Here is a 21,943-nt window from a genome sequence, read left to right as displayed (position 1 = left end):
TTTTGTCCAACTGCAAGGGCTGATCCGGATTAGAATGCGCAGTTCTAATAATAGGCAAACTGCAGGTAAGGAATGTGGTCCGACTGCACTTTTTCAGCGAGCGCTTTCAGGTTGCGGTCCAAAACCCGCCCGATCATCGGCTTCAGTAGCATCTGCCCCAACAGCCAACCCAGAGGCCCATATTTCATTTGAAAGTCCATGCTCCAGACCACCCTTGAGCGGTTGTTCGCAAGTGGTTCGATAGCAATCGCTGCGTGCGCTTCGGTCAAAGGCATGGCAGACATGTCCGACAGTTGAACACGATAGCCCCGGTTGATTTGCCAGTCCGTGACTTCTTCTACCAATGAGGTGCCGTTTTCAAAGTGGCAGCGCCGTTTTGATCCCACGCCATTCTGGCCTCGTGTCAAGGCATCCACGGATTTTACCTGAGGAGCGAATTCGTCGATATTCATGAACCGGCTCAGTACAGACCAGATGGCCTCGGGCCGGGCATCGATTTCCAGGGTTCTTTCGTGATGGATCATCTGTCTATCCTCGTCATGGGGTTCAACAATATTTAGATGACCATGATGACAGTTTCTGGCATCAGCAGAGCCGTGCGATGCCGAAAGCCTGCGGGCGCGCCGCGACAATTGCGGACTTGTCCCCGTGCGCGCTCTGACGCATAACATCCAAAGCCAAGTGAGTACGGAGAGGCGACATGCGCGCACGGATTTACCAGCCTGCAAGGAATGCGATGACCTCGGGGATGGCCAAGACCCGCAAGTGGGTTCTGGAATACGCCCCTGCATCCGCGCGTGAGGTTGATCCGTTGATGGGCTGGACCTCATCCAGTGACACACAGACCCAGGTGCGTCTCAAGTTCGACACCAAGGAAGAAGCGTTGGACTATGCCAAGAGCAATGGGATTGATGCGGTTGTCAGCGAACCGCACAAGCGCAAACCGAACCTGCGCGCCCGTGGCTATGGCGAGAATTTCGCAACCGACCGGCGCGGTCCCTGGACCCATTGAATGATCGAAATCCGCGAGGCCGACCCAACCTCGGACGCATTGCGCCCGGTGGTCGAGGCGCATTTTGCCCATAGCGAAACGGCAGGGCCTGCAGAAAGCAACCACACCATGGACGCCGAGTCGCTGGCAGGGCCGGGCATTCGGTTCTGGGCGATGTATGAGGCCGGCAAGCCGGTCGGGTGCGGTGCGCTTAAGACCCTGCCGGACGGTACGGCCGAGGTGAAATCCGTGCATATCATCTCAGAAGTGCGCGGGCGCGGGCTGGCGCGCACCATGATGAACCACCTGGCAATTCTGGCGCAGAGCGAAGGGTTTTCCGCCCTGGTTCTGGAAACCGGTGCCGACCACCTGCCCGAATATGACGCGGCCCGAAAGTTGTATGAGGCGCTGGGATATGCGTATTGCGGGCCGATCTACGGTTATGAAGACGACCTCAACAGCGCCTTCATGCGCTTGGCCCTTGAACCCCGCCCGTAAAAACCGCAAGAAGGGCGCAGCGGTCCCTTAGCTCAACTGGATAGAGCAGCTGACTTCTAATCAGCAGGTTGAGGGTTCGAGTCCTTCAGGGATCGCCATTTTACAACAACAGGTTAACATCCTGAGCTTACAAAACGTGTGGCTTTCATTGTTGTTTGGGCGAAAATTGGCGACAGAGCTTCATAAATGGGCTGCTCGAAATTTGGCGAATGGCCATACTATGCCATCTCATAAGCTGAACGATTTCCCGCACCGTAACGAAAAAGTGGTAATCCAACGCGACGTGGGGCAGTCTGGAAACCTGCGCCCAGCCAGGAGGTTTCGAAATGCCCCGCTACAACGACATGTTCGAACTGTCGGTCAAGGACATCGACCTGATCGAAAGCTCTCTCCGGATCGCTTTGGCATCGCAGTCTCACGCATCTGCGCAAGAGGATGAAGACGAGAAATCGAAGCGCGAGGAAACGCTTCGCGACATTCAGGAATTGTTGGGGCGGCTTCACGACCAGAAGATATTCTACCGGCCAAAAAGCGGCGTTTACGTCGGGGGTTAGGCTGGGGACACGCGGCCCGAACTCGGGCTGTGTTCTGTGCGCTTCGTGAATACGTCACAGACGGATTGGCCCGATCAATGTACCTTTCGAATATTTTTAGAAAGGTCATTGTTATGCGAACATACAAAATCCCGACACAAAAGCTGAGCGTTGCGCCCGGAATCACGGTGAAGTTTCACGGAAAAGTCTATGTGGATTTCCCTAAAGCCAGGATTGAGGTTCCAACAAGCGTAACAGGCTGCAAGGACCACACCTACCGCATCACTCTGGACCCCGCCAAAGGTCATTGGGACGGTCAGGACAGCCACAAATGGACGCTTGCAAACTACGAGGTGGTTGTTCGGCTGAGTATCGATCCAATCAGGCCTAGATTTGTCAACGCCGAAGTCTTTCACCCGGTCAAGGGGAAGCGCCACCGGTTATGGCACGATGAGTTCGACATCTATGACCCTTACAAAGAGCGCAAGGTCGAGATGTTCGCGCAGGGCGCTTTTATCGATCCGATCAAATCGAATGCCGACCATACATATGCGGTTGGATACGATGATGCCGGTAAGCGGAACTACCTGTGGCCTTGCGGGGGCGATCACGACGAAAATCAGCGGTCCATTGGTCATGGAATGGCCTTTCAACCCGAATGTGATTGCCTGTCGCAAATGCGAACCGACCCGCTGACAAAGGGTCTGGCCGGAATCCGGTACGGTCTCGACGGTGTCTGCCATCAGGCGACCAACAGGATCATGTGTACGGCCGGGCTCGAAGTGAACGACGCAAAAGGTTATAAATCAAAGGGCTGGACAAATCTGACGCACACGCTTTACGGGCGGTTGGGTCTGTTGGCCATTGACGGTCTGGGTGTCAAAAAGTGGAAAAGCATCTGCGACGGCTGCCTGACTAAGCGCTACCCGCGGTGTTCGGAAGAAACAGAGTTTTTGGTATCTCCAAACGAACATCCGGGACTGATGCAATCGCACGTGGATTTGCATCAGGAAATGATCGTCCAGTTGCGTCATGACCTGCTGGATGCCTACACGAAGCTTGCTGCCGGAAAGCTGACGCCAACGGAATACGCGGATGTGCTGAACGCATCCATCAATGGCCACAAGGCGCAGATGCAGGACTTTCTGGGTGACACCCTGCATGCAGAGATTTTTGAGGATATCGCCACTGTCGACGTGGTCGTCGTTGACCCCAAAATCGCCGAAGCTGTTTTTGCAAACGGTGTGTCGTAGGCACGCTTCAAGTGCAGTCAGGCAGCAGATCCGGCAACGAAGAACACGGCAAAGCCGGGCCTGCCACATCGGGTCTGACAGGCTCATGCGACCGGATTCTGCACCAATTTTCAGCAGTGCGCAAAAACATCTTGCAACCGGTTGCAAAGCGAAACATTCTGTCACGCGAATAAAGGATTCGGGAGAATTGAATGCTGAGGATCGGATTGCTGGGGGCCGGACGTATCGGCCGCGTGCATGCGCAGGCGATCACCGCCCACCCAAAAAGCCAGCTATGTGCTGTGTCCGACGCGGTGGCAGAGGCGGCTGAAGGCCTTGCCTCGGACACCGGGGCCGAGGCCCGCAGTTCTGACGACATCATCGCGGACCCAGCAATCGATGCGGTGCTGATCGCCACGCCAACGGACACTCATTCCGGCCTGATCGAAGCGGCAACCCGTGCCGGAAAGGCGGTTCTGTGTGAAAAACCTGTTGATCTGAACCTCGAACGCGCCATCGCCTGTCAAAAGGCCACGGCGGACAGTGGCCAACCTGTCATGATCGGGTTCAACCGCCGGTTCGACCCCAATTTTTCCGCGCTTAAGGCTGCGTTGGACGCAGGGGAAATCGGCAAATCCGAAATGTTGTCGATCACCTCATTCGACCCCGCTCCACCGCCGGTCGGTTATATCAAGGTGTCCGGCGGCTTGTTCCGGGACATGATGATCCACGATTTCGACATGGCGAATTATCTGATGGGTCAGCTGCCAAAAACCATCTCCGCCGTGGGGACATCGGTTGTGGACCCCGAAATCGGCAAGGCCGGAGACGTGGATACCGCTGTTGTTACAATGACTTATGATGATGGTCGGATAGCCGTCATCAAGAACTCCCGCCGGGCGGCCTACGGATATGATCAGCGCGTCGAACTGCTGGGTTCTGAGGGTTTGTTGCAGGCTCACAATATGCTGGAAAACACGGTGGTCAAATCCACCGACAAAGGCGTTGTCGGGGCGAAACCAACCTATTTCTTCCTGGAGCGTTACATGCCGGCCTATCAGGCGGAATGGGATGCGTTTGTACAGGCGGCCCTGACGGGTGCCGCGCTGCCGGTGACGCTGGAAGACGGGGTTGCCGCGCTTGCAATGGCCGAGGCCGCGACGCGGTCGGCGCAGTCCGGAAGGCCGGTTGACATGTCTGAAATTTTGAAACCGGTTGCAAAATGACCGGAATGCTTCAAACTGACATCAGCTCCGTATCAGATCGGAGTCGCAGAGATTCGGCGCTGCCGAATGATTGGGGCTGACACCCCGACACGAAAATAGACTGTTCTAATGGGAGGACACAGAATGAATAAGTTCGTAAAGGGCGCACTGGCAGCAGGGGCTCTGGCGCTGGCGACACCTGCATTCGCGCAGGAGATTGTTGTCGTTTCGCACGGCCAGGCCAATGATGCCTTCTGGAACGTCGTCAAGAACGGTGTTGAGCAGGCCGGCAAGGACGTGGGCGTGAACGTCGAATATCGCGCGCCTGAAACTTTCGACATGGTGGCCATGTCGCAGCTGATCGACGCTGCCGTGAACCAGGAACCCGATGGTCTGATCGTTTCGATCCCGGATGCGGATGCGCTTGGCCCGTCAATCGAACGCGCAGTTGCAGCCGGTATCCCGGTGATCTCGATCAACTCGGGTTCTGACGTTTCCAAGGAACTGGGCGCCTTGCTGCATGTCGGTCAGGACGAGTTCGACGCGGGCAAGGCTGCTGGCGAAAAACTGGCGTCGATGGGCGGCAGCACGGCGATCTGCGTCAACCACGAGGTGGGCAACGTCGCGCTTGACCTGCGGTGCGCGGGCTTCACCGAAGGTTTTGGCGGCAATGTCGAAGTTCTGCCGACCTCGAACGATCCGTCGGAAATCGAATCGAAAGTAGCCGCTGCGCTGGCCGCTAACGAAGCCATCGACACCGTCATGGCGCTGGGTGCCAGCTCGGCCGGTGAGCCTGCGGTTGCAGCCGTCAAAGGGTCTGGCCGCGACGTGAACGTCGCCTCGTTCGACCTGTCGGCAAACTTCCTGCAGTCGATCGCGGATGGCGACGCGGCCTTTGCCATCGACCAGCAGCAGTATCTGCAGGGCTACTTGTCGGTGAACTTCATGGGTCTGCACGCCAAATATGGCCTGATGCCCGGCGGCAACGTGCCTTCGGGTCCGAACCTGATCACGCAGGAAAAGGCGGCGCAGGTGATCGACCTGTCCGCGCAGGGCATCCGCTAGTCCCGGAAAGTTCCGGCAAACAACAGGATCGGCGCCAGCGCGCCGATCTCACCGAATTGGGAGGAAACCATGAGTGAGTCAGCGCCCGTCGTATCGGACGAAAGGGTCAAGAAAGAACCGTTCCTAACCAAACTCATGAAACGGCCTGAGTTGGGCGCCATGGCAGGTGCCGTCCTGGTTTTCGTGTTCTTTGCGATCACTGCGGATGAGTCGATGTTTACCCTTGCCGGCGTCATGAACTTCATGACCCCCGCCGCGCAGCTTGGGATTCTGGCCATCGGGGCCGCGCTGCTGATGATCGGCGGAGAGTTCGACTTGTCGATCGGGTCGATGGTCGCGTTCTCGGGGCTGTTTTTCGGCGTCTGCGTCGTGACCTGGCAATTGCCGCTGATCTTCGCCATCCCAATGACATTCCTGTTCGCGGCCTGTGTCGGTGCGATCAACGGCAATATCGTGATCCGCTCGGGCCTGCCATCGTTCATCGTGACGCTGGCGTTTCTGTTCATTCTGCGCGGCCTGTCCCTGGTTGGTTTGAAAATGGCGACAGGCGGCTCGACCCAGTTGCGCGGTGTGCGCGATGCGGTCGAAAACGACTGGCTGGCACCATTCTTTTCGGGCGAAGCGTTCGGCGGCCTGTTCGCCTGGCTGGCGGCCAATGGCATGATCGACACGTTCAAAAGCGGTGCGCCCAAGGTGCCGGGCATCCCGGTCGAAATCCTGTGGTTCATCGTCATCACGCTGGCGGCGACTTATGTGCTGCTGCGCACTCCGGTCGGAAACTGGATCTTCGCATCGGGCGGGGACAGGGTTGCGGCCTCGAACTCGGGTGTTCCGGTCAACCGCGTCAAGGTTTCGCTGTTCATGCTGACCGCATGCTGCGCCGCATTGGTCGCGATCATCACGGTGATGGACGCTGGTTCAACCGATGCGCGCCGGGGCTTCCAGAAAGAATTCGAGGCGATCATCGCTGCAGTGATCGGCGGCTGTCTGCTGACCGGCGGATATGGTTCCGCCATCGGGGCATTCTTTGGCTCGATCATCTTTGGCATGGTTGTCATCGGCCTCACTTATACCGACTTCGATCAGGACTGGTTCCAGGTCTTCCTGGGCGCCATGCTGCTGATCGCCGTTCTGTTCAACAACGCGATCCGTAAACGCGTAACCGGGGAGCGCTGATATGACCGAAGACACCAAGTTTCACCACGGCGACGCGACCGATGCTGCCCCGATCGTGGAAATGAAAAATATCGAAAAGCACTTTGGCAATATCATCGCCCTTGCCGGCGTCAGCTTTGACGTCAAGCCCGGGGAATGCCACTGTCTGCTGGGCGACAACGGTGCGGGTAAATCCACCTTCATCAAGACCATGTCCGGCGTGCACAAACCCACCAAGGGCGAGATTTTTTTCGAAGGTCGGCCCCTGCATTTCGACACGCCGCGCGATGCGATGGAGGCGGGCATTGCGACCGTGTTCCAGGACTTGGCGATGATCCCGCTGATGAGCGTGACGCGCAATTTCTTCATGGGCCGTGAGCCTACCAAGGGAAAAGGTCTGCTCAAGCGGTTCGACGTCGATCAGGCAAACGATGTCTGCATGGAAGAGATGCGCAAGATGGGCATCAACCTGCGTGGGCCGGATCAGGCTGTGGGCACCCTGTCCGGGGGGGAGCGTCAGACCGTTGCCATCGCCCGCGCTGTCTATTTCGGTGCCAAGATCCTGATCCTGGACGAACCGACATCGGCGCTTGGTGTGCGCCAGACTTCGAACGTGCTGGCCACCATCGACAAGGTGCGCAGCCAGGGCGTCGGCGTTGTCTTCATCAGCCACAACGTTCGCCACGCGCTGGCGGTGGGCGACCGCTTTACCGTGTTGAACCGCGGCAAGACTCTGGGAACGGCAAAGCGTGGCGAGATTACGCCGGAACAGTTGCAGGACCTGATGGCAGGCGGTCAGGAGATGGCCCAGCTCGAAGGATCGCTCGGCGGGACCGTCTGAGCGAGGAACAGCAGGATGTTCCGCCGCAACAGGTGGGCCATCCAAACCCCGTGGCACCAGACGGCCGCACCCTGATCAGGCCGGTTCATGCGCCTGAAACCTTCAAAAATGCGAAACCCGACAGATTGCCCGCAGCGGCATGTGTTGAAAGGGATCAAGATGAGCAAGACAATCCGACTGACCGCCGCGCAAGCTCTGGTGCGCTATCTGGGGGCACAGATGAACGAGGGCGGAGAGCCTTTCATCGCCGGTGTCTGGGCGATTTTCGGTCACGGCAACGTGGCCGGTCTGGGCGAGGCCTTGCATGGTGTAAGGGACAGCCTGCCAACCTATCGCGGTCATAACGAGCAGACCATGGCGCATGCGGCCATTGCATATTCCAAACAGATGCGCCGCACGCGTGCCATGGCCGTGACCTCGTCAATTGGTCCCGGCGCCACCAACATGGTGACGGCAGCGGCGCTGGCCCATGTGAACCGGCTGCCGGTTCTGCTGCTGCCCGGCGACGTGTTCGCCACGCGCGGTCCCGATCCGGTTCTGCAGCAGATCGAGGATTTCGGAGACGGTACCGTCAGCGCCAATGACTGCTTCAAACCGGTCAGCCGTTATTTCGACCGTATTTCCCGCCCCGAGCACCTGCTCACGGCGCTGCCGCGCGCCTTCCGCACCATGACCGACCCCGCCGATTGCGGGCCGGTAACGCTGGCCTTCTGTCAGGACGTGCAGGCCGAGGCCTACGACTACCCCGAAAGTTTCTTTGAACCCCGTGTCTGGTATCAACGCCGCATCCGCCCGGACGAGGGCGAACTGGCCCGCGCCGTGGCCGCGATCAGGGCAGCAAAACGCCCGGTTATCGTTGCCGGCGGCGGGGTGCACTATTCAGGCGCGACCGATGCGCTGCAAAGCTTTGTTGAAACGCACAACATTCCGATTGCCGAGACGCAGGCGGGCAAATCCGCGCTGGCCTGGGATCATCCGCTGAATCTGGGCCCCATTGGTGTGACCGGCGGGCAACCCGCCAATGATATCTGCGCCGAAGCCGATCTGGTCTTGGGCATCGGTACGCGTTTGCAGGATTTCACTACCGGCTCGTGGGGTCTGTTCTCGAACCCCGAACGCGAGATGGTCTGCCTGAACACTGCTACTTATGACGCCGAGAAACATGGCGCGATGCCCCTGCAATCTGATGCGCGTGTCGGGTTGGAGGAGTTGGGCGTCGCTCTTCAGGGCTACCGCGCTGATCCCGTGGCTGACACGCTGAAGGCGGAATGGTTCGGCAAGGTCGACAAACTGACAGACGCGCCCGGCGACGGCAATGCCCTGCCCACGGACATGCAGGTGGTGGGCGCGGTTCAGCGCGCCGCGCATGACGATACAGTGGTCATGTGCGCGGCGGGCACCATGCCGGGTGAGTTGCACAAGCTGTGGAAAGCGCCGCGCCCCGGTGCCTACCACATGGAATACGGCTTTAGCTGCATGGGGTACGAGATCGCGGGGGCGATGGGCATCAAGATGGCCCAGCCCGATCGGGACGTGATCTGCTTTACAGGCGACGGCACCTATATGATGGCGAACTCGGAAATGGCGACGGCGGCGATGATGGGTGTCTCTTTCACCGTGGTCATTACCGACAACCGCGGCTTTGGCTGCATCAACCGTCTTCAGATGGGTACGGGTGGGGCCGAGTTTAACAACCTGCTGGATCATGCGGTGCATGAGAACCCCTCGGCCATTGATTTTGCAGCCCATGCGGCGGCGATGGGGGCGACATCGGTCAAGGTCAGCAGCATTGCCGACCTGGAAGATGCGCTTGCCAAACGTGGCGAGGTCACAGGGCCTTACGTGGTGGTAATCGACACCGATCCGTACCCCTCGACCGAATATGGCGGCACATGGTGGGAAGTTGCGGTTCCCGAGGTCAGCATCCGCCCTGAAGTGAATGAAAAGCGCGCGGCCTATGAAGTCGCCATCAAGGAAAGAAACACGAAATGAGCGTGAAAATCGGGATCTCTCCGATCGCCTGGCAAAATGATGACCTGCCGGACCTGACCGCGGCCTATACAATGGAGCAGGCGCTGAAGGAGTCGCGTGAGATCGGTTACACCGGTGTCGAACGCGGCCAGCGGATGCCCGGCGACACTGACGGGCTGCGTGCCTATCTGGAAGGCAATGATATCGCGCTATGCGGTGGCTGGTGCTCGGGCGCGTCGCTGGTCAACGATTTCGCGACGGAGCGCGAGGCCGTGCGCGAGCAGGTTGAGCAATTCGTGGCTCTGAACAGTCCGTGCATCGTTTATGCCGAATGCTCGAACACCGTGCAGGGTCAGATCGGCACCCCGGTCAACAACCGCCCGAAAATGTCCAGGGACGAGGTCTTGGCCTATGCCGCCAAGATCACCGAGCTGGCGAAATGGATGGCGGATCAGGGTATGCCGATGGCCTACCACCACCACATGGGCACGATCATCGAAACCGAAGATGACGTGAACTGGCTGATGGAAGGGTCGGGCCCAGAGGTAAATCTATGTTTCGACACCGGCCACCTGCTGTTTGGCGGTGGGGATGTTCTGGCCACCCTGAGCCGCTGGGGCGACCGGGTGCACCATGTCCATTTCAAGGACATCCGTCCGGCGGTCGTGCAGGACGTGCGCGAGAACAACCGCAGCTTTCTGGATGCGGTGATTGCCGGCGCGTTCACGGTTCCGGGCGATGGCTGCATCGACTTTCAGGCCGTGTCCAATGCGCTGAAAGCGATGGATTACGACGGCTGGATCGTGGTCGAGGCCGAGCAGGACCCTGCCAAAGCGCCACCCTATGAATACTCCAAGAAAGGCTACGACCACATCGTCGAGGTCTGTGGTCAGGCCGGATTGGAGATCGTCGCGTAACATCCGCCCAATTGGGCAACACCTTGGCCATGAGAAAGGAGAACGTCATGGTAGATCGGGACCTTGGTTTTGTCGGTTATTTCGACCGGGAATCCTGTGATCTGGATGAATTCAAGGTGCTGACCTCTCAGAATCTCGACGCCGACGCGGTGCCTCATGCCGCGTCGGTCGAAAAGAACGTTCCGATCTACGACATGCAGGCCCTGCGCCCGACGCTGGAACAGGCGGATCAGCGCAAGGCGCTGTTGGCAGAATGGGGCCGCGTTCTGGGCAAATCCGCGGGTGTGATTGCCCTGAAAGGTGCCTTCGCGGACACGTCCGTGATCGACCGGGCCAGCGATGTCTTCCATCGGATCATCGCGGAAGAACGCCAAAGCGGCGCGGGTGAGGGCGATCACTTTGCCGCATCGGGCGCCAATGACCGGGTCTGGAACGCGCTGCAAAAGCAGTGCCTACGTGACCCTGAAGGCTTTGCGCTTTATTTCGGAAATACGGTCATCTCCGCCGCTTGTGAGGCGTGGTTGGGGCCGAACTATCAGGTCACGGCCCAGATCAATCAGGTACGTCCCGGAGGCAAGGCCCAGCAGGCGCACCGCGATTACCATCTGGGGTTCCAGAGCGCCGACACGGCCGCGCGCTATCCGGCGCACGCCCATCTGGTTACCGCATCTTTGACCTTGCAGGGGGCGGTTGCCCATTGCGACATGCCGATCGAAAGCGGCCCGACCAAGCTGCTGCCGTTCTCGCAGCTTTATCCGCCGGGCTATCTGGCCTTTCATGACGCGGCGCATCGGGCGCATTTCGAAGAAAACTGTATTCAGCTGCCTTTGGAAAAAGGGGATGCGGTGTTCTTCAACCCGGCCCTGTTTCATGCCGCAGGGGAAAACAGCAGCGCGGATATTCACCGGATGGCGAACCTGCTGCAGATTTCATCCGCCTTTGGCCGCGCGATGGAGGCGATTGACCGGCGTTCCATGTCTCAGGCTGTGTTTCCGGCGCTGATTGCACTGAGACAACGCGGTGAACTCAGCACGGCAGAGTTGGACGCAGCTATTGCCGCAACGGCCGAGGGGTATTCGTTTCCAACTAATCTGGACACCGATCCGCCCATCGGTGGCAACGCGCCCGAAAGTCAGGCCGACATCCTGCGTCGGGCTGTGTCCGAGGGATGGACCGAAGCGCAACTGTCCGAGGCTTACGCAGTCCTGCAAACAAGGCAAGCTGCCTGAATTCAAGACGCTGGCGGGCCGTCAAGGCCCGCCCAATAAGGAGAAAACACATGGCAGACCTGCTAAAAAAGCCGTTCGGAACCCGGGGCAAGGTGCACGATATCACGCCTGCAAGTGCCGGGTGGCGCTATGTCGGTTTCGGGCTTTACCATCTGAAAGCGGGCGACCGGGCAGCCGAGGCAACCGGCGACCGCGAGGTCATTCTGGTGATGGTTGAAGGCAAGGCACAGATCAGCGGAGCGGAGCAGGACTGGGGCGTTCTGGGCGACCGGATGAGTGTTTTTGAGAAAACCCCGCCGCATTGCCTGTACCTGCCGAACGGAACCGAGTGGGAGGCTGTGGCCGAAACCGATTGCGTCATCGCCGTATGCTCGGCCCCGGGCAGGGGCGTACATCAGGCCCGCCGCATCGGCCCCGATGGGATTACCCTGACCGAACGGGGCAAGGGTGTGAACACGCGCTACATCAACAACATCGCGATGGAGAATGAAGACTACGCAGACAGCCTGCTGGTAACTGAAGTGTTCACGCCGAACGGGCACTGGTCCAGCTATCCCAGCCACCGCCATGACGAGGATGATTATCCGCGCATCACCTATCTTGAGGAAACCTATTACCACCGCCTGAACCCCGCCAATGGATTTGGCATTCAAAGGGTCTATACCGATGACGGGCAGCTGGATGAGACGATGGCCGTCTCGGATGGCGATGTTGTGACCGTCCCGTGCGGACATCACCCTTGCGGTGCGCCATATGGTTTTGAGATGTATTACCTGAATGTCATGGCCGGGCCGCTGCGAAGGTGGCGCTTTGTTCCGGCCCCCGAAGTTGAATGGATCATGGAGCGGGACGGTTGACCGATAGCTTTGCCAGTTACCCCAGCCTTGCAGGCAAAACCGTCTTCGTCACAGGCGGCGCTTGCGGCATCGGGGCCGAAACCGTGCGGGCCTTTGCCGCACAGGGTGCGAAGGTAGGGTTTCTGGACATCAACGCGGATGCCGGGCTCGCCTTGCTGGCCGATCTGGACGGCGAGCACGCCTTTGCCCAATGCGATCTGCGCGATATCGAAGCCCTGCAGACAGCAATCGGAGAACTGGCCGACGAATTGGGTGCTGCCGATGTACTGGTCAACAATGCCGCCCATGACGACCGCCACGACTGGCGCGAAGTGACGCCTGAGTATTGGGATGAACGTATGGCGATCAACCTTCGCCACATGTTCTTTGCCATTCAGTCTGTTGCCCCGGGCATGATTGCAAAAGGCGGCGGCTCAATCATCAATCTTGGCTCGAATTCCTGGTGGGAGGCCGGTGCCGGTTTCCCCGCCTACGCCACGGCAAAATCCGCCGTTCACGGCCTGACCCGAACCATGGCGCGCGAGCTTGGAGACCACCGGATCCGCGTCAACACCGTTGTGCCCGGCTGGATCATGACGGACCGGCAGAAAGACCTGTGGGTGACGCCCGAAGCGCTGGCAAAACAGGTAGACCGGCAATGTCTGCCCGACCCCATCAATCCCGTCTACGTGGCCCGCATGGTTCTGTTTCTGGCCTCTGATGATGCCGCGATGTGCAGCGCTGGCAATTTCATGGTCGAAGGCGGCTCGATCTGATCTGCACTTTCTAGGAGAGCTGGCATGTCCCATCCGTTTCAACTTGCGGCCTGCGCCGAGATGCTCTGGCTGGATAAACCTCTGCACTGGCGGGCGGCGCGGCTGAAGGAAATGGGGTTCGGCGTGGGGCTTTGGAGCTGGTCTGATCTGGACATACCAAAGCTTGAAGCCACCGGCGCGGAATTCACCATCATGGACGGCTATGTCGAAGGACGACTGGCCGATGATGAAGGCGCCGAGATGCTGCTGAAAACCGCACGCGAGTCGGCGCAGGTCGGCAAGCGGCTGGGTGTACAACGCCTGAATTTGCACGGAACGGGTCTGGGCGAAAGCGGCATACCAATCTGGCAGCATGACGTCGTCACCGGCCGGATGTGGCTGAAAGCGCGCGATACGCTGAACCGCATTTGTGATCTGGCCGAGGAGGAAGGCGTGGTCTTCACGCTGGAAAACCTCAACCAACTGGACCATCCCGGTTGTCCGTTCGGATCGACCGAAGACGTCCTGGCCCTGGTGTCGTCCGTTGACCGCCCTCAGCTGCGCATCAATCTGGATCTCTATCACACGCAGATCGGCGAGGGCGACCTGATCCGCTGGTGCGACAAATGCCTGCCCTGGATCGGTGAGATTCAGGTGGCTGACAATCCCGGCCGATGCGAGCCGGAAACGGGCGAGGTCAACTACGCGTCGGTCGCGCGTGCGCTATGTGATCTCGAGTACCGGGGACCGGTGGGCATGGAAGCCTACGCGCTGGAGGATCCCGAAACTGCGCTGGCCGCGTTCCGAGCGGCATTCACGGTCTGACGATTATCGCTGAGGTGGGGCGCCGAATGCGCGGATCACCGTGCGGGCGGCGGCTTCGACCGGATCGTGCGTCTCTTTCAAAATGGTGACACGATCGAATCGGTTGGGGTCGCGGTTGACCGCGTCCCGCAATGCGGCGCCAAAGGCCATGCGCAGCTCGGTTCCGATGTTGAATTTGCAAATCGAGCTGTCGCGCGCCAGCCGACTGCGCTGTTCCACCGGTACGCCGGAGCCGCCATGAATCACCAATGGCACGTCCGTCATCGCGTCGATCCGCGCGATGCGGTCCTCGTCCAGACCGCCTTCCTTGTTTTCCTGCAAATGGACATTTCCGACCGAGATCGCCATCGCATCCACACCGCTTTCGCGGGCGAATTTTGCAGCTTCTTCCGGATCGGTTCCGTTTGATCCCTCGCCCCCCGAATAGCCGACAAAACCGATCTCGCCCTCGCAGGAAATCCCTGCCGCATGGGCCATTTCGGCAATCGCCGCCGTTTCATCGATATTTTGCTGCAGTGGCTTGCGCGACCCATCGAACATCAACGAGGTAAAGCCGCTGTCCAGCGCTATTTTGCACTCCTCGAACGTGTAGCCATGGTCCAGATGCGCGACGACAGGAACCGAGGCGTTTTCGGCCAGATGCCGGAACATCTTGCCAAGAATCGGCAACGGCGTGTGCTCGCGGCAGCTGGGGCCCGCCTGCAGGATCACCGGCGCGTTTTCCGCCTCGGCCGCAGCTACATAGGCGCGCATGTCTTCCCAGCCCAGCGTGACAAGGCCCCCCACGGCATAGCCCTGTTCATAGGCGGGCCTCAGAACTTCGGAAAGCGTAACAAGGGTCATTTGAATTTCGCGATCATGTCTTTGATGCCCGGAATCGTCTCAATCTGGTAGGCATGTGTCGGCTGGAAATACTGCACCAGCGAGCGCTGGCTGAGGCCGCCGAGGATGGTGAAATAGTACATCTCATACCCCGGCAGTACGCAGCAGGGATGATAGCCGTTGTCGATGCAGATCGTGGATCCGTCGACAATATGATAGGCATCGCCGGGTTCGTTGTCCTCGCGCTGCAGCATTTGCAGGCCAGACCCCCAGTTGGGTTTGAAACGGAAATTGTAGGTCTCGTCATGCCGGGATTCGTCCGGCAAGCGATTGGTGTCGTGTTTGTGGCTGGGGAAGCCCGACCATCCGCCCTGACCGACGGTGAACAACTCGCTGACCAGCAGGCGACCAACCTTGTCATGCTGTTTCTGGCCGAGGATGTGCTTGATCTTGCGGTGCGTTTTGGTGTCGTCGCTGCCGTATTGCACAAGGTCATGCTGGCGCACATCGAACGGATCCAGAACCTTGTCGTATTTTGCACCCGCAACAAACACCTCGGTCTCGTCCGACACGCAGACCATCTGCGCCTTTGCGCCCACCGGCACATAGACACCTTCCGGCTCGCCGTCCCAGACATCGTCGCCCCGGTTGCCCAACCGGGGGAACTGAACCCCTTCGACATCGACATCGACACTGCCGGTGGCGGGCACGATGCAGGTCTCATAGCCGGGCACCTGATATTCGAACGCCTCGCCCTTCTTCAGCTTGACGATGTTGAAATAGTTCAGCGGAACGGTCGGATCGTCCGCGTCGACGATCGGGTTGTTCCGGTTGTCATAAGGCGCGATATGCATATCAAACTCCTATGAGGTGGGGCCGGGATGCGCGGCCAAAAAAGCGTTCAGTTCCGGCGTCGTCGGCATGGCGGGGGCGCAACCGGGTTGCGACACCACAATCGAGGCACAGGCCGAGCCACGCATCACGGCATCTTCCAGCGAATACCCCGCCGCAATCGAGGCCAGCAGACCGGCCATGAAACTGTCGCCGGCGCCGACGGGCTTGATCGCATCGACAGGGTAGATTCCGGTCGTGATCTCCTGACCGTCAGCAAGGGTCACGGCACCTTTTTCGCCCATCTTGTAAATCACGACGCGGCCCGGTTTTGCGGCCAGTTCACGGGCCTTGGCAAACCCCTTGTCGATGCCACCCGCCATGAACCCGAATTCTTCGTCATTGCCCACGATCAGGTCGCTCGCTTCGCCTGCCCGGGACAGAACGTCGGCGGCAACCTCGGGCGAAGGCCAGCTATAGGGGCGATAGTCGATGTCGAAAATCACCGGCAGACCTGCGTTGCGCGCGTTCTCGAAGGCGCGGAACGTGGCGCTGCGTGATGGTTCCGAAGCAAATACCGTTCCGGCAGAAAGGACGGCTGAGAAGGCGCCGTAGTCGACCTTGTCCACATCCTCTTCCGTGACCTGGAAATCGACCGCGCCGTTGCGATAGATCACGTTCTGGAAGTTCTCGGTCGTGCTTTCATAGATCGCCATGGACATGCGGTATTCACCGCCGACCACGCGGATGTAGGATGTATCCACGCCGTAGTGCCGCAACCGGTTCAGGCAAAACCGCGCAACGGCGTCGTCCGAAACCGACGTGACCAGCGATGCCCGGCTGCCCAGCTTGACCAGACCGGCACATATGTTGGCGGACGAGCCACCCAGATCGGCGTGGAAGGTATCGGCATCCTCGCTTTTGACACCGATCGGGGTCGCGAACAAATCCATGCCTGCGCGCCCGAAAACGGCAAACCGGTTTCCTTTGATACCATCTATCAAAGCGCTCAAGTCATGTCCTCCGGCAAAATGGGGTCGGCAAAGTTTGGACCTTGCGTTGAATCGATTCACACGATACTGATTTTGCAACCGGTTGCAAATGATATGTTCGGAGCCGTGACAGATGCCTGAAATCGGAATTGGAATTGTTGGTGGCGGCTATATGGGCAAGGCCCATTCCGTTGCCATGGCGGCGGTGGGCGCGGTGTTCAACACCGCGTTGCGTCCGCGTCTCGAGATGATCTGCGCCTCAAGCCCTGAAAGCGCAGAACGGTATCGGGCGGCCTATGGATTCAAGCGCGCGACCGGTGATTGGCGGGCGCTGGTCAACGATCCGGAGATCGAGGCCGTGGTCATCGCCTCGCCGCAGGAAACCCACCGTCAGATTGCCGAGGCGGCCTTTGCCTTGGGCAAGCCGGTGCTGTGCGAAAAACCCCTGGGCGCATCGATGGAGGATGGCGAGGCAATGGTTGCCGCAGCCGAAGCGGCCGGTGTCGCGAACATGGTCGGGTTCAACTATGTCCGCACGCCTGCGACACAATTTGCACGGAAACTGATTGCTGACGGAGAATTGGGTGATGTCACCTGGTTCCGGGGCGAACATACCGAGGACTTTTATGCCGATCCCGACGCTCCGGCCACGTGGCGCACGACGGGCATGGCCAACGGAACCATTGGCGATCTTGCGCCCCATATGGTCAATGGCGCGCTTGCCTTGATTGGACCGATTGCCGAGGTGATGGCCGAGGTTGAAACCGTCCACGAAAACCGTCCGGGCGGCAAAGTCACCAATGACGACCATGCCCAGATCATGTGCCGGTTCGCAAATGGCGCGATGGGCAATATCTATGTCAGCCGCATCTCAACCGGGCGCAAGATGGGCTACGCGTATGAGGTTTCGGGTACTAAGGGCGCGCTTCGGTTCGATCAGGAAGACCAAAACGCCCTTTGGTTCTATCGCCGCGAAGGTCCCGAGGCGCATCGCGGATTTACCAAAATCCTGACAGGCCCCGCACACCCCGACTATGAACCCTTTTGTCAGGGTCCGGGTCACGGCACCGGCTATCAGGACCAGATCATCATCGAGGCCAAGGATTTCCTGCAGGCCATCGACACTGGCGAGGCGATCTGGCCAACTTTCCGCGACGGGCATGAGGTCAACCGCGTGCTGGCGGCTGCACTGGCATCTTCGGAGCAGCGGCGATGGACAGAGATCCGCGATTTCTGATCGCAAAAACACCAAATTTCTACAGAGAGAACAAACCATGGCAAAGCTGAAATGGGGCATGATTGGCGGTGGCGAAGGCAGCCAGATCGGACCCGCGCACCGTCTGGGCGCTTTGGCGGACGGGCAGTTTGAATTTGCGGCAGGTGCGCTGGATCACCGCCCCGATGTGGGCCGCGAATATGCGCAGCGTCTGGGCATTGCTGCCGATCGCGCCTATGGCGGCTGGCAGGACATGCTGGCGGGCGAAAAGGACCGCCCCGACCGCATCGATCTGGTGACGATCGCCACCCCCAATGCGACGCATTTCGAGATCGCAAAAGCCTTTCTTGAGACCGGGTTCAACGTGCTTTGCGAAAAGCCCATGACCATGACCGTCGAAGAAGGCGAAGAGATCGTCCGCATAGCGCAGGCCTCGGGCAAGATCTGCGCCGTGAACTATTGTTATTCCGCCTATCCGATGGTGCGCCAGGCTCGCGCCATGGTGCGGGCGGGAGAGATCGGCAATGTGCGGCTGGTGGTGACCAATTTCAGCCACGGACATCACGGCGACGCCACGGATGCCGACAACCCCCGTGTGCGCTGGCGTTATGACCCGGCGATGGCTGGCGTTTCGGGCCAGTTCGCTGATTGCGGCATTCACGCCCTGCACATGGCCAGCTTCATCTGCGACGACGAGGTTGAAAAGCTCTCGGCCGATCTGGCCTCGACCATTACGAGCCGCGTGCTTGAAGACGATGCGATGATCAATTTCCGCACGCAGAAAGGCACGGTTGGACGGCTCTGGACATCGTCCGTGGCCATCGGACGTCAGCACGGGTTCGACATTCAGGTGTTTGGCGAAACCGGTGGGTTGCGTTGGACCTCGGAACAGCCCAACCAGCTGATTTACACACCCGTGGGCGGCAGAACCCAGATCATCGAAAAAGGCGAGGGCGGTCTGCATGAAGAGACTCAGCGTCTGTCCCGCGTCGCCATCGCCCACCCCGAGGGTTTCCCACTGGCCGTGGCCAACATCTATTGCGATCTGGCCGATGCCATCCGGGGTGAGCTGCGCGACGGTCTGCCTACGCCGTCGGACGGCGTCCGCTCGATCGCGGCGGTTCATGCTGCGGTCGCTTCGTCGAAAGAAGATGGCGTCTGGAAAGACGCCCGTCCGCCGATGTTCCGCTGATCAGGGCCGGGGCCGTAACGTGCCCCGCTCAATCACCCGGCAGGGGAAGATACGTGCTTCGGGATACCGGGCGGGGTCCTTCAACATCTCCTCGACCAGATCGACGGACGAGGTGATGATCTGCTTGATCGGCTGGTGAATGGTCGTCAGATTCACGCTTTCCCAGCGCGACATTTCCATATCGTTCAGACCGATGATGCCGATATCGATGCCCGGCTTCAGCCCGTGATCCGACAGCGCGGACAACGCCCCGATCGAAAGGATGTCATCGCCGCAGAAATACCCATCAGCCGGAGCCCCTTCCAGGAGTCGCAGCATCTCGGCGCGCCCGGCTTCAAACGAATAGTTGTCGGCGAAAGAATGGGACACTTCCAGGTCGGTGTATTTTTCGACCTCTTCCATAAACCCGCGATATCGGTCCATGGCCGAAGTCGCATCCTTGGGGCCACCTAGATATCCGACACGCTTGTAGCCGCGTGCCATCAACTCGCGCGCGGCCATGCGCCCGCATTCCACGTTGTCGATCCCCACGACGTGGACTTCGGGCGAGGTGGCAGACCGACCGAACGTGTGCACAACAGGGACGCCTGCATCGTGAAACGCCTTGGCAAAGCTTGGCGGCAGAGTGGACGAGGCGACAATCACCGCATCAACCGAATACTGCCGCAGCATCCTGACCGAATTCGCGGGCTCCGTTTCGTCCGTCAGATTGACAATCAGCGGGCGCAGCCCGCGTTCCTGCAGGGCGCGGGTGAACTGGTCGAACACCTCAAGGAAAATCGGGTTGTGAAAGTTGTTGGAAATCAGCCCGATCAGCTTGGTCCGCCCTGTCGTCAGAGAGGATGCAAGCGCGTTGGGGCTGTACCCCAGTTCCTGCGCGGCTTTTTCGACCTTGCTGCGGGTCTTGGCCGAAACCGACGCGCCCTCGGTAAACGTGCGCGAGACCGCCGAGCGCGAGACGCCGGCAAGGGCTGCAACATCTTTGAGCGTGACACTCATGTTTGGTGTCTGTGGATTGGGGGGAGGCTAGGAAGCAATTTCATAGTAGCACTATGCACCTTTGCACGAAACTTGCAATCGGTTGCAATGCGGCGGTTGCAATGGCGCAGATGAAGGGGTCAGCCCCTTGAAGCAGGCGGCGTGTCATGCCCAAAAAACACATAAGTCTGGCGCGCCCTCAAGCTCTTCGTATGTCAGCCGTCCAGCACCGCGTCCGCAGCCGTTTTGAGAGCAAATGAGATTATGGGCTGCGATACATTGTGCAGCCTGACCTCTCCCAGGGGAACGGCGTTCGAACAGGCGGGTTCAATGTCCTTTGACACGACGATCCTGTGGTTTGCCGACTTCCCGTATTCACCAAGCCGGGCCGCAATATTGGCGGCCTGACCGATGACGGTGAAATCCAGCCGCTCGCGAGAACCGACATTGCCATACGTCACCCGGCCATAGGCCAACCCGATCGAGCAGTCGCAATGCGCATCCAAGCCCTCCCCGCGCAGAGTGGCCAGTTTTTCCACGATCCCGATGGCCGAACGCTGCGCATTGGTGCGGGCGGCGGCGGCATCGTCGCCTGCCGGAAACACCGCAAGAACCGCATCACCGATGAATTTCAGAACCTCGCCACCGTTTTCGTGCACAATCCCCGAAACCGTTTCGAAGAAATCGTTGAGCAGGTTGATATAGGCCGATCGGCCCAGTTTCTCTTCAAGGCTGGTAGAATTGCGAAGGTCGCAGAACATGATAGCGGCATCGATTTCGTCGCCGTCGCCGCGTCGGATCTCGCCGCCCAGAACCCGTGCGCCCGTGCGTTTGCCGACATAGGTTTCCAGCAGTACCTGCGCGTTTTCGCGCTGCATGAACACCTCGTAAAACCGCGCGATTACGGCTGAGCATTCAAAGACCAGCCCGAGGTTTTCGGTGGTGAACCCATCCGGGTGATCGCAGGTCAGGGTCAGTACATTGGTGCGCCCGTCCGAAAAGCGCAGCGGCATGGCAACGTAATCAGTGGCGCCTTTTGCGCGCAGGTCTTCCATGATCGGAAAGCTGTTATGGGGGTTATCGTCGTTCAGCCGCTGACGTACCCCGCCCAGCCCGTTTGAGACGTGGCGCAACGGGCTGTTGATATAGGCGGGGTGATCGTGAATTTCATAGGTCGGGACGTTGGTCGAAATCTCGGCCGCGCCTTTTTCCCAGATGTAGTGTTTTCCCGCGATCAGCGGGTGCAGGGACCAGGCCAGAATGCTGAGGCGCTGAATGTGAATACCATGGTCCAGCATCTTTTCCGCAAGGGCTTTGGTAAAGGCTTCGGGCGTTTCGTTCTCTGATGCACCGCGCATCAGCCAATCGATCAGAGGGCCGCTGATGTTGCCATCCTGCGGTTCGCGAAGCGTGTTTTCCCCTAGATCCAGATCGGTATACGCATTGCGCATGAACCCGATGTGACCTTGTATGGCGGCGCTTTCGGGCAGGGCGTCCTCATAGGCCCAGACGGAGTTTCCCAGGCGCTCGCCGGCCAGAATCACATCATGGTAGGTCGCGGTGCCTTTGAACGGGCAGAAGGTCTGCAATTCGGTTTCATAGCTCAGATCAACGCAGACATCCTCGCGGGGTATGTAGATCGTCGGCGCAAGGCGTGTTTCATACATGACCTTGGCGTTTGCGCTTTCCGCCAGAAGGATCTGATCGCGGTATATCGCAATCCGCCCCTTCAGCCGTTCGACCGAGATTCCATATCCTTTGGTTTCAGGTGTGGCGTGGATGTTCATCATCAACCTCCGCTGGCGCAGGTCTTTATAGGATGGGCCTTCACCGCCGGTTTTCCAAGGGCGTTAACGTTG

22 protein-coding genes and 1 tRNA gene are annotated in these 21,943 nt (G+C 59.4%); 17 read left to right on the top strand and 6 right to left on the bottom strand.

The window, feature by feature from the left end; genetic code table 11:
- Window positions 1-44 precede the first annotated feature (44 nt).
- On the bottom strand, window positions 45-524 hold the full coding sequence (locus ACR0JW_RS10450; protein ID WP_170614196.1) for an SRPBCC family protein: 480 nt from the start codon (window positions 522-524) through the stop codon (window positions 45-47).
- A gap of 176 nt (window positions 525-700) precedes the next feature.
- Here ACR0JW_RS10450 and ACR0JW_RS10445 point away from each other — a divergent pair, with 176 nt between their 5' ends.
- From ACR0JW_RS10445 to ACR0JW_RS10375, 15 genes are all read left to right on the top strand, one after another.
- Entirely contained in the window at window positions 701-1,012 is a 312-nt protein-coding gene (locus ACR0JW_RS10445; RefSeq protein WP_170614197.1) for an ETC complex I subunit, read from the top strand.
- On the top strand, window positions 1,013-1,489 hold the full coding sequence (locus ACR0JW_RS10440) for a GNAT family N-acetyltransferase (protein WP_170679355.1): 477 nt from the start codon (window positions 1,013-1,015) through the stop codon (window positions 1,487-1,489).
- 21 nt (window positions 1,490-1,510) lie between these two features.
- A tRNA-Arg gene (locus ACR0JW_RS10435) sits at window positions 1,511-1,587 on the top strand.
- A gap of 228 nt (window positions 1,588-1,815) precedes the next feature.
- On the top strand, window positions 1,816-2,043 hold the full coding sequence (locus tag ACR0JW_RS10430) for a hypothetical protein (RefSeq protein ID WP_170614199.1): 228 nt from the start codon (window positions 1,816-1,818) through the stop codon (window positions 2,041-2,043).
- Window positions 2,044-2,156: 113 nt separating this feature from the next.
- On the top strand, window positions 2,157-3,275 hold the full coding sequence (locus ACR0JW_RS10425; RefSeq protein WP_170679357.1) for a hypothetical protein: 1,119 nt from the start codon (window positions 2,157-2,159) through the stop codon (window positions 3,273-3,275).
- Window positions 3,276-3,466: 191 nt separating this feature from the next.
- Entirely contained in the window at window positions 3,467-4,480 is a 1,014-nt protein-coding gene (iolG, locus tag ACR0JW_RS10420; RefSeq protein ID WP_170679359.1) for an inositol 2-dehydrogenase, read from the top strand.
- A 123-nt stretch (window positions 4,481-4,603) separates the two neighbouring features.
- On the top strand, window positions 4,604-5,524 hold the full coding sequence (locus tag ACR0JW_RS10415; RefSeq protein WP_170614202.1) for a sugar ABC transporter substrate-binding protein: 921 nt from the start codon (window positions 4,604-4,606) through the stop codon (window positions 5,522-5,524).
- Between the two features lie 69 nt (window positions 5,525-5,593).
- Complete coding sequence (locus ACR0JW_RS10410; RefSeq protein ID WP_170614203.1) at window positions 5,594-6,700, top strand: ABC transporter permease; 1,107 nt, start codon at window positions 5,594-5,596, stop codon at window positions 6,698-6,700.
- Window position 6,701: 1 nt separating this feature from the next.
- Window positions 6,702-7,520 carry an ATP-binding cassette domain-containing protein gene (locus ACR0JW_RS10405; RefSeq protein WP_170679361.1) on the top strand — a complete coding sequence of 273 codons (819 nt, stop codon included), beginning with the start codon at window positions 6,702-6,704 and terminating at the stop codon, window positions 7,518-7,520.
- A 159-nt stretch (window positions 7,521-7,679) separates the two neighbouring features.
- The gene (gene iolD / locus ACR0JW_RS10400; protein WP_170679363.1) at window positions 7,680-9,512 is read left to right on the top strand and encodes a 3D-(3,5/4)-trihydroxycyclohexane-1,2-dione acylhydrolase (decyclizing); all 1,833 of its coding nucleotides are present in this window, start codon (window positions 7,680-7,682) and stop codon (window positions 9,510-9,512) included.
- The gene (gene iolE, locus ACR0JW_RS10395; protein ID WP_170679365.1) at window positions 9,509-10,408 is read left to right on the top strand and encodes a myo-inosose-2 dehydratase; all 900 of its coding nucleotides are present in this window, start codon (window positions 9,509-9,511) and stop codon (window positions 10,406-10,408) included. Before iolD ends, iolE begins: the two co-directional genes overlap by 4 nt.
- Before the next feature lie 47 nt (window positions 10,409-10,455).
- Window positions 10,456-11,637 (top strand): phytanoyl-CoA dioxygenase family protein, encoded by a 1,182-nt coding sequence (locus ACR0JW_RS10390; protein ID WP_170679367.1) that lies wholly within the window; start codon window positions 10,456-10,458, stop codon window positions 11,635-11,637.
- Window positions 11,638-11,687: 50 nt separating this feature from the next.
- A complete protein-coding gene (iolB, locus tag ACR0JW_RS10385) occupies window positions 11,688-12,494 on the top strand; it encodes a 5-deoxy-glucuronate isomerase (RefSeq protein WP_480713876.1) in 807 nt (268 codons plus the stop codon).
- Window positions 12,491-13,249, top strand: a complete 759-nt coding sequence (locus ACR0JW_RS10380; protein WP_480713875.1) for an SDR family NAD(P)-dependent oxidoreductase — start codon at window positions 12,491-12,493, stop codon at window positions 13,247-13,249. Before iolB ends, ACR0JW_RS10380 begins: the two co-directional genes overlap by 4 nt.
- 24 nt (window positions 13,250-13,273) lie before the next feature.
- A complete protein-coding gene (locus ACR0JW_RS10375) occupies window positions 13,274-14,053 on the top strand; it encodes a TIM barrel protein (protein WP_170679373.1) in 780 nt (259 codons plus the stop codon).
- 3 nt (window positions 14,054-14,056) lie between these two features.
- On the opposite strand, the gene ACR0JW_RS10370 is transcribed toward ACR0JW_RS10375, so the two are convergent.
- Genes ACR0JW_RS10370 through iolC form a run of 3 tightly spaced genes read right to left on the bottom strand, consistent with a single transcriptional unit; the run spans window position 14,057 to window position 16,719 of the window.
- Window positions 14,057-14,896, bottom strand: a complete 840-nt coding sequence (locus tag ACR0JW_RS10370; protein WP_170679375.1) for a class II fructose-bisphosphate aldolase — start codon at window positions 14,894-14,896, stop codon at window positions 14,057-14,059.
- The gene (locus ACR0JW_RS10365; RefSeq protein WP_170614212.1) at window positions 14,893-15,729 is read right to left on the bottom strand and encodes a 5-deoxy-glucuronate isomerase; all 837 of its coding nucleotides are present in this window, start codon (window positions 15,727-15,729) and stop codon (window positions 14,893-14,895) included. The genes ACR0JW_RS10370 and ACR0JW_RS10365 overlap by 4 nt, the downstream gene beginning before the upstream one ends.
- A gap of 9 nt (window positions 15,730-15,738) precedes the next feature.
- Window positions 15,739-16,719 carry a 5-dehydro-2-deoxygluconokinase gene (gene iolC / locus ACR0JW_RS10360; RefSeq protein WP_170614213.1) on the bottom strand — a complete coding sequence of 327 codons (981 nt, stop codon included), beginning with the start codon at window positions 16,717-16,719 and terminating at the stop codon, window positions 15,739-15,741.
- Between the two features lie 112 nt (window positions 16,720-16,831).
- On the opposite strand from iolC, the gene ACR0JW_RS10355 reads away from it, so the two are divergent.
- Window positions 16,832-17,935, top strand: a complete 1,104-nt coding sequence (locus ACR0JW_RS10355; RefSeq protein ID WP_170679377.1) for a Gfo/Idh/MocA family protein — start codon at window positions 16,832-16,834, stop codon at window positions 17,933-17,935.
- Between the two features lie 37 nt (window positions 17,936-17,972).
- A complete protein-coding gene (locus ACR0JW_RS10350) occupies window positions 17,973-19,106 on the top strand; it encodes a Gfo/Idh/MocA family protein (RefSeq protein WP_170679379.1) in 1,134 nt (377 codons plus the stop codon).
- Here ACR0JW_RS10350 and ACR0JW_RS10345 read toward each other — a convergent pair whose 3' ends face one another.
- Both ACR0JW_RS10345 and ACR0JW_RS10340 read right to left on the bottom strand, forming a co-directional pair.
- On the bottom strand, window positions 19,107-20,105 hold the full coding sequence (locus ACR0JW_RS10345; protein ID WP_170679381.1) for a LacI family DNA-binding transcriptional regulator: 999 nt from the start codon (window positions 20,103-20,105) through the stop codon (window positions 19,107-19,109).
- A gap of 194 nt (window positions 20,106-20,299) precedes the next feature.
- Window positions 20,300-21,871, bottom strand: coding sequence for a DUF427 domain-containing protein (locus ACR0JW_RS10340; protein ID WP_170679383.1), 1,572 nt, complete (start codon window positions 21,869-21,871; stop codon window positions 20,300-20,302).
- Window positions 21,872-21,943 lie beyond the last annotated feature (72 nt).

Source organism: Ruegeria sp. BG6 (assembly GCF_056538465.1).
Note: the sequence above shows the minus strand (reverse complement) of the source record. Positions and strands in the feature narration are given on the sequence as shown.

Excerpts from the sequence above, each read along its gene's own strand:
- ACR0JW_RS10450 (WP_170614196.1), bottom strand. The coding sequence starts at position 524 with ATGATCCATCACGAAAGAACCCTGGAAATCGATGCCCGGCCCGAGGCC.
- ACR0JW_RS10445 (WP_170614197.1), top strand. The coding sequence starts at position 701 with ATGCGCGCACGGATTTACCAGCCTGCAAGGAATGCGATGACCTCGGGG.
- ACR0JW_RS10440 (WP_170679355.1), top strand. The coding sequence starts at position 1,013 with ATGATCGAAATCCGCGAGGCCGACCCAACCTCGGACGCATTGCGCCCG.
- ACR0JW_RS10430 (WP_170614199.1), top strand. The coding sequence starts at position 1,816 with ATGCCCCGCTACAACGACATGTTCGAACTGTCGGTCAAGGACATCGAC.
- ACR0JW_RS10425 (WP_170679357.1), top strand. The coding sequence starts at position 2,157 with ATGCGAACATACAAAATCCCGACACAAAAGCTGAGCGTTGCGCCCGGA.
- iolG (WP_170679359.1), top strand. The coding sequence starts at position 3,467 with ATGCTGAGGATCGGATTGCTGGGGGCCGGACGTATCGGCCGCGTGCAT.
- ACR0JW_RS10415 (WP_170614202.1), top strand. The coding sequence starts at position 4,604 with ATGAATAAGTTCGTAAAGGGCGCACTGGCAGCAGGGGCTCTGGCGCTG.
- ACR0JW_RS10410 (WP_170614203.1), top strand. The coding sequence starts at position 5,594 with ATGAGTGAGTCAGCGCCCGTCGTATCGGACGAAAGGGTCAAGAAAGAA.
- ACR0JW_RS10405 (WP_170679361.1), top strand. The coding sequence starts at position 6,702 with ATGACCGAAGACACCAAGTTTCACCACGGCGACGCGACCGATGCTGCC.
- iolD (WP_170679363.1), top strand. The coding sequence starts at position 7,680 with ATGAGCAAGACAATCCGACTGACCGCCGCGCAAGCTCTGGTGCGCTAT.
- iolE (WP_170679365.1), top strand. The coding sequence starts at position 9,509 with ATGAGCGTGAAAATCGGGATCTCTCCGATCGCCTGGCAAAATGATGAC.
- ACR0JW_RS10390 (WP_170679367.1), top strand. The coding sequence starts at position 10,456 with ATGGTAGATCGGGACCTTGGTTTTGTCGGTTATTTCGACCGGGAATCC.
- iolB (WP_480713876.1), top strand. The coding sequence starts at position 11,688 with ATGGCAGACCTGCTAAAAAAGCCGTTCGGAACCCGGGGCAAGGTGCAC.
- ACR0JW_RS10375 (WP_170679373.1), top strand. The coding sequence starts at position 13,274 with ATGTCCCATCCGTTTCAACTTGCGGCCTGCGCCGAGATGCTCTGGCTG.
- ACR0JW_RS10370 (WP_170679375.1), bottom strand. The coding sequence starts at position 14,896 with ATGACCCTTGTTACGCTTTCCGAAGTTCTGAGGCCCGCCTATGAACAG.
- ACR0JW_RS10365 (WP_170614212.1), bottom strand. The coding sequence starts at position 15,729 with ATGCATATCGCGCCTTATGACAACCGGAACAACCCGATCGTCGACGCG.
- ACR0JW_RS10355 (WP_170679377.1), top strand. The coding sequence starts at position 16,832 with ATGCCTGAAATCGGAATTGGAATTGTTGGTGGCGGCTATATGGGCAAG.
- ACR0JW_RS10350 (WP_170679379.1), top strand. The coding sequence starts at position 17,973 with ATGGCAAAGCTGAAATGGGGCATGATTGGCGGTGGCGAAGGCAGCCAG.
- ACR0JW_RS10345 (WP_170679381.1), bottom strand. The coding sequence starts at position 20,105 with ATGAGTGTCACGCTCAAAGATGTTGCAGCCCTTGCCGGCGTCTCGCGC.
- ACR0JW_RS10340 (WP_170679383.1), bottom strand. The coding sequence starts at position 21,871 with ATGAACATCCACGCCACACCTGAAACCAAAGGATATGGAATCTCGGTC.